The organism is Streptomyces sp. NPDC020299 (assembly GCF_044387825.1).
Taxonomy (GTDB): domain Bacteria; phylum Actinomycetota; class Actinomycetes; order Streptomycetales; family Streptomycetaceae; genus Streptomyces.
Map to the genome: position 1 here is coordinate 114,966 of NZ_JBIRWL010000014.1, position 12,740 is coordinate 127,705.

Annotated in this window: 9 protein-coding genes; 5 read left to right on the plus strand and 4 right to left on the minus strand. The window is 73.9% G+C overall.

Annotation, left to right across the window (positions count from 1 at the left end):
- Positions 1-44: 44 nt before the first annotated feature.
- Both ACH45E_RS31480 and ACH45E_RS31485 read right to left on the minus strand, forming a co-directional pair.
- Positions 45-1,592, minus strand: a complete 1,548-nt coding sequence (locus ACH45E_RS31480) for a M23 family metallopeptidase (RefSeq protein ID WP_361448089.1) — start codon at positions 1,590-1,592, stop codon at positions 45-47.
- 265 nt (positions 1,593-1,857) lie between these two features.
- A complete protein-coding gene (locus tag ACH45E_RS31485) occupies positions 1,858-2,730 on the minus strand; it encodes an alpha/beta fold hydrolase (protein WP_361448092.1) in 873 nt (290 codons plus the stop codon).
- 296 nt (positions 2,731-3,026) lie between these two features.
- Here ACH45E_RS31485 and ACH45E_RS31490 point away from each other — a divergent pair, with 296 nt between their 5' ends.
- Positions 3,027-3,443, plus strand: coding sequence for a cobalamin B12-binding domain-containing protein (locus ACH45E_RS31490; RefSeq protein WP_361448095.1), 417 nt, complete (start codon positions 3,027-3,029; stop codon positions 3,441-3,443).
- 350 nt (positions 3,444-3,793) lie between these two features.
- On the opposite strand, the gene ACH45E_RS31495 is transcribed toward ACH45E_RS31490, so the two are convergent.
- Positions 3,794-5,446, minus strand: a complete 1,653-nt coding sequence (locus ACH45E_RS31495) for a DUF5691 domain-containing protein (RefSeq protein ID WP_361448098.1) — start codon at positions 5,444-5,446, stop codon at positions 3,794-3,796.
- 97 nt (positions 5,447-5,543) lie between these two features.
- A complete protein-coding gene (locus ACH45E_RS31500) occupies positions 5,544-6,902 on the minus strand; it encodes an SWIM zinc finger family protein (protein ID WP_361448100.1) in 1,359 nt (452 codons plus the stop codon).
- Between the two features lie 132 nt (positions 6,903-7,034).
- On the opposite strand from ACH45E_RS31500, the gene ACH45E_RS31505 reads away from it, so the two are divergent.
- The 4 genes from ACH45E_RS31505 (at position 7,035) to ACH45E_RS31520 (ending at position 12,701) form a co-directional block, all read left to right on the plus strand.
- Complete coding sequence (locus ACH45E_RS31505) at positions 7,035-8,180, plus strand: AAA family ATPase (protein WP_361448103.1); 1,146 nt, start codon at positions 7,035-7,037, stop codon at positions 8,178-8,180.
- A complete protein-coding gene (locus ACH45E_RS31510) occupies positions 8,177-10,582 on the plus strand; it encodes a DUF5682 family protein (protein ID WP_361448106.1) in 2,406 nt (801 codons plus the stop codon). Before ACH45E_RS31505 ends, ACH45E_RS31510 begins: the two co-directional genes overlap by 4 nt.
- Positions 10,579-11,748, plus strand: coding sequence for a VWA domain-containing protein (locus ACH45E_RS31515; protein ID WP_361448109.1), 1,170 nt, complete (start codon positions 10,579-10,581; stop codon positions 11,746-11,748). Before ACH45E_RS31510 ends, ACH45E_RS31515 begins: the two co-directional genes overlap by 4 nt.
- A 122-nt stretch (positions 11,749-11,870) precedes the next feature.
- Positions 11,871-12,701: a hypothetical protein gene (locus ACH45E_RS31520; protein WP_361448112.1), complete on the plus strand. Its 831-nt coding sequence runs from the start codon at positions 11,871-11,873 to the stop codon at positions 12,699-12,701.
- Positions 12,702-12,740 lie beyond the last annotated feature (39 nt).

A 12,740-nucleotide genomic window follows, 5' to 3' on the forward strand; every position in this document is an offset into this window, starting at 1 on the left:
GTTCCGGGGGGCTTCGGCGCCCCCGGAGCGAACCCCGGGGAGTCCTACGTCGGGTCGAGCCCGTGGCTGCGCAGCCACGGCAGCGGGTCTATGGCGGCTCCGCCGCCCGGCCGGACCTCGAAGTGCAGGTGCGGGCCGGTGGAGTTGCCGGAGTTCCCGGAGTACGCGATCGGTGTCCCGGCTTTGACGGTCGTGCCGGCGGGAACCCGGTAACTGGAGAGGTGGCAGTACCAGGTCTGCGTGCCGTCCTTCGCCGTCAGGATCAGCATGTTGCCGTAGGCGCTGTTCCACTTCGTCGAGACGGTGCCGTCGGTCGCCGCCATCACGGTCGTGCCGTACGAGACGGGGAAGTCGATGCCGGTGTGCACCGACATCCAGTTCACGCCCGCCTGGCCGAAATAGGCGCTGAGCCCCTTCTGCGTGACAGGAAGGACGTACTTGGGGCGCAGTCGCTCCTTGCGGGCCGCCTCCGCGGCCGCCGCCTTCTTGTCGGCCGCCTGCTGGGCCTTGAGGTCGATGCGCTCCTGCGTGCGGCTGGCCCGGTCGGCGAAGTCGTCGGCGCCGGCGGAGAGGGTCCTGAGCTGGGAGTCCAGCTTGCTGTTGGCGGCGGACGGTTTCACCGCATGTGTGTCCGAAGCGGTGGCCGTGGTGTCCTTGCCGCCGTCGTCGGTCAGGGCGCCGACGGAGGCGGCGGCGATCCCGGCGACCCCCATCACACAGACCGAGGGCACGGCGACGGTCAGCAGGGCGGAGCGCTTGGGGGGCGTACGGCGACGGGAGCGGGCAGCGCTGCGGGAGCCCGGCCGGGGCGGCGCCGGGGTGACCTCTTCCTGGTCGTCGAGCAGGGGAGCGACGCTGGGAAGCTCGCCGGTCGCGGACAACCCGTCGCCGTCCGCGACGGGTTCCGCCTGGTCGTAGTCCCTGTAGTCCTCGTGGCCCGTGTGCTCCTCGTACGAGGCCTGCTCGAAGGTGGCGGTCGCCTGCTGGTCGAAGGGCTGCTCGAAGGACTCGGGCTGCTGCTCGGGCTCGGTGGCCGGCGCGGTGCCGTCGGAGTTCCACTGCGTGGCGTCGTACGCGCCGGTGTCGAAGGTCTGCGTGCCCCACTCCCACTGCTGGGTCAGCTCGGGCGCGGCCCCGGACTGGTCGGGCTGGAGCCAGGCGTTCGCTTCCCACTGGCCGCTGACGTCCGGGGAGGTCGCCTGGTGCGGGATGCCGACGAACTGCTGCTGGCCGGTCGTCCAGGCGGTGGCGTCGTAGGTGCCGGAATCGTATGCGGCGGAGTCGTAGGCGGCGTGGTGCTGGGCCGCGTACGGGTCGTAGTGCGCGCTCTGGCCGGCGCCGGTCGTCCACTGTGTGGCGTCGTACGTGCCGGTGGGGTGGCCCTGGCCCGGGAGACTGCCGAAGAGCGGGTCGGAATCGAAGGCCGTGGTGGCGTGGGCGCCGGTCTCGAAACCGGTGGCGCCGTACCCGTCGTACGTGGTGAAGCCGCCGTACTGGGTTTCCTGGCCGCCGTGGGTCGCGTAGTGCGCGGAGGCGGCGTCGGAAGCCGGAGTCGGGGTGGTCATGGTCCCCGACGGGTGACGGTCGTTCACCAACTTCTCTTTCGCCTCGACAACAGGGGCTGGCAGAGCAGTGCGGCGACTGTACCCGGCGGTACGCGGGCGCGACAATCTTCGGCCGGTTTCCCGATCGCAGGAAACGGGCATTCGGCCGTGTTTCGGGGGACGACAGACGCGGGTTTGGCTTTGTGTTCGAAGGACGTTCGAAGCCGGATGGGTGGCCGCCCGGCAAACGGGCCGTCCCGGGCGGCTGTTGCGCCGCCCGGCACGCCGTGGTCGAGCGGGGGTCGAGCCGGGGTCAGGACGCGACCGTGAGTCCGTTCCGGCGTTTCGCGGCCCCCGCCGTCGGCCGCTCGCTGTCGAGAGCCTGCCGTATTCCGGCCGCGACGGCCGGATGCACCGGCAGGGCGAGATGCCCGATGCCCGTTACCGGCACATTCAGCGTCATCAGGTCGGGATGGTCGATACGGGCGGTTTCCAGCGGGTCCATCAGGGAGTCCAGATCGCTCCAGAAGCTGACGAAGTACGTGCGGCAGCCGGGCGCCGGCCGGGTGAGCTCCTCGATCAGCTCGGAGTCGGGGCGCATCTGGCGCACGATCGGGTGCGCGTTCGCCAGCGGCACGACCCGGGTGCCGCCGTGCGGGCTGCCCAGCGTCACGAGCGTACGGACCCGGCGGTCACCGCCGAGCCGCTGCACGTAGTAGCGCGCGATCAGCCCGCCGAGGCTGTGGCCCACCACGTCGACCCGCTGGCTGCCGGTCCGCTCGCAGACCTCTTCTATGTGCCGGCCCAGCAGCTCCGCCGCGGCGCGGATGTCCCGGGTCAGCGGCGAGTAGTTGAGCGACTCGATCCGGTGCCTGCCGTGCTGGAGGAGACTGCGGCGCAGCAGCATGAAGACCGAGCGGTTGTCGACGAAGCCGTGCAGCAGGACGACCGGGGGCCGCTCCTGGACCGGCAGCTTGGCCCCGCCGTCCGGCACCCGCACGGCGGGGGAGCGGCGCTCCGGGAGGATGCCGGTCGGATACAGCAGCACATGCCCCGCGAGGATCGCGGCTTCCAGGGCGGTCGCCTTCAGGAGTGCCAGGGACAGGCCCGCGATTCTGTCCGGCACGAGACGGCGGCAGAACGGGAGTATCGGGAGTATGGGGTCCAGTGCCCTGGTGACCTTCATGGCCGGCCTCCTGTCGGCACGCCGGAGGACGGCTCCGCCCCCCGTGTGCTCTTGCGGGATGCCGTGAGAAGCGCGGTCGACGGGGCACGAGCGGCCCGCGTGGGAGACGTGAGGCATGCGGCGCCCGAGGCGTCCTGCCCTACCCGCCCAACATGCCTGTCGTGACTCCGTGGACCACGCCGCGGCTCCCGAACGTGTCCCACCGTGTGATTTCCCCCTCGGTCAGGGCCGTGAAACTGGCGGTTGCGGGATCCTGTGGATAACGTTCGTTCACTTCTCGCTTCATGGAGGCAGTCATGGGTGTGGCAGCCGGTCCGATCCGCGTGGTGGTGGCCAAGCCGGGGCTCGACGGCCACGACCGCGGTGCCAAGGTGATCGCGCGGGCGCTGCGCGACGCCGGCATGGAGGTCATCTACACCGGCCTCCACCAGACACCGGAGCAGATCGTCGACACCGCGATCCAGGAGGACGCCGACGCGATCGGCCTGTCCATCCTCTCCGGCGCCCACAACACCCTCTTCGCGGCGGTCATCGAACTCCTCAAGGAGCGCGACGCCGAGGACATCCTGGTCTTCGGCGGCGGCATCATCCCCGAGGCCGACATCGCACCCCTGAAGGAGAAGGGTGTCGCGGAGATCTTCACCCCGGGCGCCACCACGGCGTCGATCGTGGAGTGGGTACGGGAGAACGCGCGCCAGCCCGCGGAGGCGTAGCCCGCGAGACGGCACACCCGGGCGGGGCGGCGCGCCGGTCAGAGGACATGCGGCCGCCACTCGCCGCTCCGGCCGAAAGTCCAAGTACACCCGGTCCGTCGGCGGGGTCTTCCGCCTGATCCGCCGAAAGCACGCACTGGACGCCGCTTGACGGGCCAACGTGGCCTGCCGGCACCCCAGGGGGTGTTTCGAAAGTCCCGCACAGCACCCACGGCGCCCGGCACGCACTCTCGCCGCACCGGCCAAAAACCCAAGTACGTCCAGTACGAGGGCTTTCGTCCGGCACTCCCCCAGCCTTCGGCCGGGGGGACCCCCAGAGCTCGCACCGGACAGGACTTTCGAAACACCCCCTAGGCCGCGCTCAGCTCTTCCGTCATCGCCGCACGCAGGCGCAACGTCGTGACGAGCCGCTGGAACGCCTCCGCCCAGTACCCTCCGGCACCCGGCGACGCGTCCTCCCGCTCGTCCGGCACCGCCAGCAGCCCGTCCAGCCGTGCGGCCTCCGCCGGGTCCAGGCACCGCTCGGCCAGGCCCATCACTCCACTGAAACTCCATGGATAACTCCCCGCGTCCCGAGCGATGTTCAGGGCGTCCACCACCGCCCGCCCGAGCGGAGCGGCCCATGGCACCACGCACATCCCGAGCAACTGGAACGCCTCCGACAGCCCGTGCGTCGCGATGAACCCCGCCACCCACGCGGCGCGTTCCTCCGCGTCCAGCGTGCCCAGCAGCTTGGCCCGTTCGGCCAGCGAGACCGCCCCGGGGCCACCCGCCTCGGGCGCCGACGGTGCGCCGAGCAGCACCCGGGACCACTCGGCGTCCCGCTGCCGCACCGCCGCGCGGCACCAGGCCGCGTGCAACTCGCCCAGCCAGTCGTCCGCGACCGGCAGCGCCACGATCTCCTGGGGTGTACGTCCGCCCAGCCGTGCCGACCAGGTCCCGAGCGGTGCCGCTTCCACCAACTGGCCCAGCCACCACGACCTTTCTCCTCTACCCGTAGGAGGTTTGGGCACTACACCGTCTCTCTCCATCCTCGTGTCGCACTCAAGCGGCGCTTCCACCGCGATCGTCGCCCTGTCCCCTGTGTGATCGATGGCCACACAGGCCCCGGCCCGCACCGCCATCCGCGCGGCGAGCGCCGATCCGGGCAGCGCGGACAGCAACTCGGCGGCCGTCGCCCGTACGTTGCGGCTGCGGTCGGCCAGCGCCTGTTCCAGGAAGGGCTCGTCCTGCGCGGCGAGCCCCGTGCGCAGCGAGTCGAGGAACATCAGCCGGTCCTCCGCGCGCTCCGTCGCCCACGTGCCGGCCAGCAACTCGCGCGCCACCGCGGGTCTGCGCGCCCGCAGCGCCGCGAGCAGCGCGACCCGCTCGGCGAACAGCCCCTCCTCCCAGAGCCGGCGCACCTCGTCGGCGTCGTCGGGGTCCGGCAGCGCCGCGCCGCCACCGGGCGCCGCGCGCAGGGCGAACCGCCAGTCCGGATTCAGCCGGGCCAGCCACAGCGCCCGCGACCCAGCGAACTCCAGCACCGCCGGGCGCAGGTCGGTACGGCCCCGGGCCGCGTCCAGCAGCGCGGGCAGCGCCTGCGGGGGCGGGGCGAATCCGCGCGCGTTCGCCGCCGCGAGCCACTGCGGCAGCAGCTCCATGAGGTCGGGCGAGGCACCCCGGCGACCACCCCCGCCCGTGCCGGGGCGGTCGGCCAGCAGCATCGCCAGCCTGCGCGCCGCCGGGGCGGGCAGCGCGGGGCGCGGGTCGTCGGGCGCCGGTTCCGGCCGCCGGGCCGCCGGCGCCGGACGCAGCCCGGCCCGCCGCCGTACGGTCTCCACGGCCGCCGCGTCCAACAGCGCCACCGGCGCCTCCCGTCCGGGCGCGCCCCCGGCCGGTGGGCGCCGGTCGGTACCGAGCAGGGCCGCGGTGACGAGCCCCTCCCAGACGCCCGTGACGGACGCATCCGTGACGGACGCGCCCGTGACCGGCGCGTCCGCCGGAGCGGGGGTGCTGTTCATGACGTGCCTCTCGGTCGTCGGCGGTGCGGCACAGTTGTTGAACGGCTACTCACATCGGATGTCCCGCGGGGCGGGTGATATGCGTGCGTTCGCCCGCTCAGCACAGCGCCACCGCCTCTCCCGCTCCCGCCGCCCAGGCCGTCAGGGGAGTGAAGCCGCGGTGGCCGCACTCGCCGAAGACCTTGACCGGAGTGCCGCCGGAGAGGGCGACGAGGCGCCACAGGCCCGGTCGGGAGCGGGCGGTGGGAGTGAGGGGGAGCGCCGAGTCGGTGTCGGCGTCCGCCAGTTGCCAGGAATCACCGGCCGGGGCCGGTACGACCCGGTCCAGCGTGACCGGAACCGCGTCCAGCCAGGGATCGGCCCGTAGTGCCTCGCCGTACCGCGCCGCCGCCTCGGCCGTGGTCAGACCTGGCGGCCGGATCGCCGCGGGCGCGGGCGCGGCGAACCGCTCGCCCAGCGCAGCCCGCAGCTGCCCGGCACCCGGATATACGGACACCTCGGCGTCCAGGGCCAGCCCGACCGGCAGCGCCAGCTCAGGGGCGCGGCCGGCCGCGCCGTACGACAGCAGCAGAGCCGTACGGCCCGACTCGGCGCCGTGCAGCCATATCCGGCGCGTCGTCAGCTTCGGGTCGGTCGTGTCGTACTGGGCGAGGACGAGCCAGCGGTCGCGCACCGGCGGGCCGTCCGCGGCGGCGGGCAGGCCGACGCGGGAGCGGACCGTCGCCGCGAGGCGGGCCGGGAGCCGCTCGCGGCGCAGCCAGCCCTGGTCGAGCAGGTGCAGCAGCGCGCACTCCTCCAGCAGCCGCACCGGCCAGCCCGGCCCGGACGCCGGTATCGCCCCCAACTCCCGCACCCGGGCGGCCAGCCCGGGCGCCTGGGCGTCGACCATGCGGGCCGCGGTCTCCTCCCACAGTCCGTACCCCGCCGACTCCGCCGAGGCGAGGCCGCCGCGCAGCAGGTCCGTCAGCCGCTGCTCCAGCTCCGTCGCGCCCGCGGTCACCCGCTCGGCCCGGCGCTCCGCCCGGCGCCGGGCCGCCTCCGGATCGGCGGCCACGGAACCGGAACCACCGCCGTCACCCGCCCGTTTGCCCTCCGAGCGTTTACGCCTGCCCGAGATCCACTGCGCCGCCCAGTCCGGCGCCTGCGCCGCCCCCGGCACCGCGCCCTCCCCGCCCGCCCAGAGCAGCAGCAGCCCGAGCGCGTGCTTGCACGGGAACTTCCGGCTCGGGCAACTGCATGTGTACGCGGGCCCGGCCGCGTCCGCGATGTCGACGACCGTCTGATACGGCCTGCTGCCACTGCCCTTGCACAGCCCCCACACCGTCCCCTCGTCGGCACTGCCCGTCCCGGACCACGGCCCGGCCACGCCGAGCTTGCTCCCCGCCTTGCGTGACGCGGCGTCAGGCGCCAGTGCCAGCACCTGCTCCGCGGTCCAGCGCACCCCCTGCTCAGTCATGCCAACGACGGTAGATCCAGCCACTGACAATCGGCCCTGCGAGCGTGTCTGTGCAGGTCAGAGCGATTGTCAGTGGGGTGGTGCAAGGTTGGTGACAGATCCGAACCGGCCGAGCTGGAGGGGGCCTCAGCCATGTCTGTGTCCGTGGAACCGACGTCCGCGCAGTCGCAGTCCGTGCAGAAGCATGGGGAGCAGCCGGCCGAGGAGATCAGGCCGCACGCCGAGGACGCCTTCGCGGCCGAACTCACCGCGCTGGCCGCGCAGGACGACCGCCCGCGCCCGGCCCGCTGGAAGCTGTCGCCGTGGGCGGTCGCCACGTATCTGCTCGGCGGCACGCTGCCGGACGGCACGGTGATCACGCCGAAGTACGTGGGCCCGCGCCGCATCGTCGAGGTCGCCGTCACCACGCTCGCCACCGACCGCGCGCTGCTGCTGCTCGGCGTGCCCGGCACCGCCAAGACCTGGGTGTCCGAGCACCTGGCCGCCGCCGTCAGCGGTGACTCGACCCTGCTGGTGCAGGGCACGGCGGGCACCCCGGAGGAGGCCATCCGCTACGGCTGGAACTACGCGCGACTGCTCGCCCACGGCCCCAGCCGGGACGCCCTCGTGCCCAGCCCGGTCATGCGGGCCATGGCCGAGGGCATGACGGCCCGCGTGGAGGAGCTGACCCGCATCCCGGCGGACGTGCAGGACACGCTGATCACGATCCTGTCCGAGAAGACACTGCCGATACCGGAGCTGGGGCAGGAGGTGCAGGCCGTCCGCGGGTTCAACCTCATCGCTACGGCCAACGACCGCGACCGCGGGGTCAACGACCTGTCCAGCGCCCTGCGCCGCCGCTTCAACACGGTGGTGCTGCCGCTGCCGGAGAGTGCCGACGCCGAGGTCGACATCGTCTCCCGCCGCGTCGACCAGATCGGCCGCTCCCTCGACCTGCCGGCCGTGCCCGACGGCATCGACGAGATCCGCCGCGTCGTGACCGTCTTCCGCGAACTGCGCGACGGGATCACCGCCGACGGCCGTACGAAGCTGAAGTCGCCCAGCGGCACGCTGTCCACCGCCGAGGCCATCTCGGTCGTCACCAACGGCCTCGCGCTGGCCGCGCACTTCGGCGACGGCGTGCTGCGGCCGGCCGACGTGGCCGCGGGGATCCTCGGCGCCGTCGTCCGCGACCCGGCGGCCGACCGCGTCATCTGGCAGGAGTACCTGGAGACGGTCGTCCGCGAGCGGGACGGCTGGAAGGACTTCTACCGGGCCTGCCGGGAGGTGAGCGCATGAACGACGGCCGATGGCCGTCGGGCGCCGGCCCGTGGACCGCCGGACCCCTGCTGCTCGGCGTGCGGCACCACGGGCCGGGCTCGGCGCGGGCGGTGCGGGCCGCGCTGGAGGCGGCCCGGCCGGAGGCGGTGCTGATCGAGGGGCCGCCCGAGGCAGATGCCCTGGTCCCGCTGGCCGCCGACGACCGGATGCGGCCCCCGGTCGCGCTCCTCGCCCACGCCGTGGACGAGCCCGGCCGCTCGGCGTTCTGGCCGCTGGCCGAGTTCTCCCCGGAGTGGGTGGCGATCCGCTGGGCCCTGGCACACGGGGTACCGGCCCGCTTCATCGACCTGCCCGCCGCCCACACGCTGGCGTGGGAGAGAGAGGAAGGGAGAGGAAGAGGGAGAGGGGAAGGCGGAGAAGAAGGAGAAGAGGCGGATGGCGTCCGCCTCGATCCCCTCGCCGTCCTCGCCGAGGCCGGCGGCTACGACGACCCCGAGCGCTGGTGGGAGGACGCCGTCGAGCACCGGGGCGGAGGCGACCGGGACCCGTTCGCGCCGTTCGCCGCGCTCGAGGAGGCCATGGGGGCGCTGCGGGAGCGGTACGGCACCGGCGGACACGCCCGGGACCCCGTGCGGGAGGCGTACATGCGCCTCCAGGTGCGCGCCGCCCAGCGGGAGTTCGGGGTCGAGGTGGCCGTGGTCTGCGGGGCGTGGCACGTGCCCGCGCTGCGGGAGAAGGCCGCGGTCACCGCGGACCGGGCGCTGCTGAAGGGGCTGCCCAAGGTCAGGACGGACATGACCTGGGTGCCGTGGACGCACCGCAGACTGGCCCGGGCCGGCGGGTACGGCGCCGGCATCGACTCGCCGGGCTGGTACGGGCACCTGTTCAGCGCGCCCGACCGGCCGGTGGAGCGCTGGCTGACCAAGGTCGCGGGGCTGTTGCGCGAGGAGGACCGGATCGTCTCCTCGGCCCATGTCATCGAGGCGGTGCGGCTGGCCGAGACGCTCGCCGCGATGCGCGGCCGTCCGCTGGCCGGCCTGAGCGAGACCACCGACGCGGTGCGCGCCGTGATGTGCGAGGGCTCGGACGTGCCGCTGGCCCTGGTGCACGACCGGCTGGTGGTCGGGGATGTGCTGGGCGAGGTGCCCGAGGGGGCGCCTGCGGTGCCGTTGCAGCGCGACCTGGCCCGGGAGCAGCGCCGGCTGCGGCTCAAACCCGAGGCGCTGGAGCGGGAGCTGGAGCTCGACCTGCGCAAGGAGACCGACGCCGGCCGGAGCCGGCTGCTGCACCGGCTGCGGCTGCTCGGCGTCGACTGGGGCGAGCCGGTGGCCTCCCGGGGCAGCACGGGCACGTTCCGGGAGACCTGGCGGCTGCGCTGGGAGCCGGAGCTGTCCGTGCGGATCGCCGAGGCCGGGGTGTGGGGTACGACCGTGGTCGCCGCCGCGACGGCCAGGGCGGAGGCGGACGCCGTGGCCGCCCGGTCCCTCGCCGACGTCACCGCCCTCGCCGAGCACTGCCTGCTCGCCGAACTGCCGGACGCGCTGCCCGTGGTGATGCGCGTGCTCGCCGACCGGGCCGCGCTGGACACCGACGTCGGCCATCTGGCGCAGGCCCTGCCCGCCCTGGTCCGCTCCCTGCGCTACGGCGATGTGCGCGGCACCGGCACCGAGGCCCTCGCCGAGGTCGCCGCGGGCCTCGCCGAGCGGGTCTTCGTCGGCCTGCCCCCGGCCTGCGCCGCGCTGGACGCCGACGCGGCCGACGAGATGCGTGGCCATGTGGACGCCGTGCACGGGGCGGTGGCCCTGCTCGCGGAGGCGGCCGTACCCGGCCACGGCGACCTGCGTCCGCGGTGGCGCGCGGTGCTGCGGACCCTGTCCGCGCGGGATGCCGTGCCCGGGGTGATACGGGGTCGTGCGGTGCGCATCCTGCTGGACGACGGCGAGTTGGGGCCGGACGCGGCGGCCCGGCGAATGGGTCTCGTGCTGTCGCCGGGGACGCCGCCCGCCGACGCCGCCGCGTGGATCGAGGGCTTCGCCGGCGGCGGGGGCGGGATGCTGCTGGTACACGACGAGCGGCTGCTCGGCCTGGTCGACGCCTGGCTCACCGGGGTGCCCGCGGAGGCGTTCACGGATGTACTGCCGTTGCTGCGGCGCACGTTCTCGGCGTACGAGGCGGGGGTGCGCAGGACGCTTGGGGAACTGGTGCGGCGCGGGCCGGGCGCTGTGGGGAGCGGGGCGGCCACCGGTGCGGGCATACCCGGCTTCGCGGCCGAGCTCGACCCGGACCGCGCGGACGCGGTGCTGCCGGTGGTGCGGCTGCTGCTGGGGCTGGGCGAAGACGGCGCCCACGGGTCCCACGGCGCCCACGGGCCCCACGGCGCGTACGCCGACGACAACGACTTGATGGGGGTGGGCATATGACGAACGAGCCGGCGTACGCCGACGACCCGGCCCGGGAGCGGCTGCGGCGCTGGCGGCTGGTCCTCGGGGGAGACACGGCGGACGGCACCGGATGCGCCCTCTCCGGGCGGGACGCGGCGATGGACGGGGCGCTGACCGCGCTCTACGGCAAGGGCGACCGGCCGCGGACCGGCCGGGACCGGGCGGCGGGGCTCGGGGCGTCGGCGCCGTCCGTGGCGCGCTGGCTCGGGGACATCCGCACGTACTTCCCGTCCTCCGTCGTCCAGGTCATGCAACGGGACGCCATCGACCGGCTCGGGCTGGCCACGCTGCTGCTGGAACCGGAGATGCTGGAAGCGGTCGAGGCCGACGTGCACCTCGTCGGCACGCTGCTCTCGCTCAACAAGGCCATGCCGGAGACGACGAGAGAGACGGCACGGGCGGTCGTGCGCAAGGTCGTCGAGGACCTGGAGAAGCGGCTCGCCACCCGCACCCGGGCCACCCTCACCGGCGCCCTCGACCGCAGCGCGCGGGTCAGCCGGCCGCGCCACCACGACATCGACTGGAACCGCACGATCGCGGCCAACCTCAAGCACTACCTGCCCGAGTACCGGACGGTCGTGCCGGAGCGGCTCATCGGCTACGGGCGCGCCTCGCAGTCGGTGAAGAAGGAGGTGATCCTCTGCATGGACCAGTCCGGTTCGATGGCGGCGTCCGTCGTCTACGCGTCCGTGTTCGGGGCGGTGCTCGCCTCCATGCGGTCGATCAGTACGCGGCTCGTCGTGTTCGACACGGCCGTCGTCGACCTCACCGACCAGCTGGACGACCCGGTCGACGTCCTCTTCGGCACCCAGCTCGGCGGCGGTACGGACATCAACCGCGCGCTCGCCTACTGCCAGTCGCAGATCAGCCGGCCCGCGGAGACGGTGGTCGTGCTGATCAGCGACCTCTACGAGGGAGGCATACGCGACGAGATGCTCAAGCGGGTCGCGGCGATGAAGGCGTCGGGGGTGCAGTTCGTGACGCTGCTCGCACTGTCGGACGAGGGGGCACCGGCCTACGACCGGGAGCACGCGGCCGCGCTCGCCGCGCTGGGGGCACCGGCGTTCGCCTGTACGCCGGATCTGTTCCCGGAGGTGATGGCGGCGGCGATCGAGAAGCGCCCGATTCCCCTACCGGAGCGGTGAAAAGGGACATGGCTACCCATCGGTAACAGGGGGCTTGCGCAACCTCGGGCGTTTCGTGCAAAGATCGACGGCGTATCCCGTCGACCCGACAGTCGTTCCGTCGCACCGAGGACCCTCCGCTCTTGACCTGGCCAGCAGCCCTGCCCGGTGCCGCTGTGCGCGTGTTGCGCACGGCGGCCGGACGGCGTGCCCTGCAACTGGTGCTGCTGGTCGGCGGCTTGTTCGCACTCGGCTTCGTCTGCGGCGAGCAGGCTCATGCGGCCGAGGGGACGCCGTCGGTTGCTTCGGTGTCCGCGGTGTCACCGGTGTCGCCTGTGTCGTCGGTGACCTCCGTGACCGCCGAGGATGTCGTACGGACCGTCAGCGCTCATGTCCCCCGACCGGTCGGGGACGTGGTCGGCACGGTGACACGGGGCCTGGACGAGGTGCAGGCGCAGGCGAAGGCGCCGTCGCTGCCCGAGCTGCCCGCCCCGCCGAAGCTGCCAGCGCCGCCGGCCGTCGAGGTGCCCGGGCCGCAGCAGCCGGGCGGCCCGGAGACGGCGTCGCCGTCCCCGGCGAGCTCCTCCACCGGGCACGTCGGTACGGCGGCCCGTACGGACTCCCGTACCGAGCACCGCACCGAGCGCCGTACCGAACCCCGTACGACGGTGACCGCGCCCCAAGGTCCGCGCGTCACCCTGGGGATCGGCACACCGGTCACTCGGGTGCACGCCGGCGGCCCTCGCACCGCGGAGCGGGCCGGCGCCCCCTCCCGCCCCGCGCCGACCGGAGACCCGGACGGGGCGCTCGCCAACCGGGCGGCGGTCGGCGACGGCACGTCACGCCATGCGGACGCGGCCGCCGTCACTCCTGACCCCCGGGCGCCGCTGCGTCTTGCTCCCGGTGCCATCGCGCGCGTCGGCGCGCCCGGGACCCGGGACAGGTACCGGGACATTCCCGTCTTCCCCGGCTAGGGCTCCCTCCCCGAGGCAGAAACGGCCATTTCTCCCGCC

What these genes read in the sequence shown, in the direction of transcription:
- ACH45E_RS31510 (WP_361448106.1), top strand. Translation starts at nt 8,177, where the DNA reads ATGAACGACGGCCGATGGCCGTCGGGCGCCGGCCCGTGGACCGCCGGA.
- ACH45E_RS31515 (WP_361448109.1), top strand. Translation starts at nt 10,579, where the DNA reads ATGACGAACGAGCCGGCGTACGCCGACGACCCGGCCCGGGAGCGGCTG.
- ACH45E_RS31495 (WP_361448098.1), bottom strand. Translation starts at nt 5,446, where the DNA reads ATGAACAGCACCCCCGCTCCGGCGGACGCGCCGGTCACGGGCGCGTCC.
- ACH45E_RS31490 (WP_361448095.1), top strand. Translation starts at nt 3,027, where the DNA reads ATGGGTGTGGCAGCCGGTCCGATCCGCGTGGTGGTGGCCAAGCCGGGG.
- ACH45E_RS31485 (WP_361448092.1), bottom strand. Translation starts at nt 2,730, where the DNA reads ATGAAGGTCACCAGGGCACTGGACCCCATACTCCCGATACTCCCGTTC.
- ACH45E_RS31505 (WP_361448103.1), top strand. Translation starts at nt 7,035, where the DNA reads ATGTCTGTGTCCGTGGAACCGACGTCCGCGCAGTCGCAGTCCGTGCAG.
- ACH45E_RS31500 (WP_361448100.1), bottom strand. Translation starts at nt 6,902, where the DNA reads ATGACTGAGCAGGGGGTGCGCTGGACCGCGGAGCAGGTGCTGGCACTG.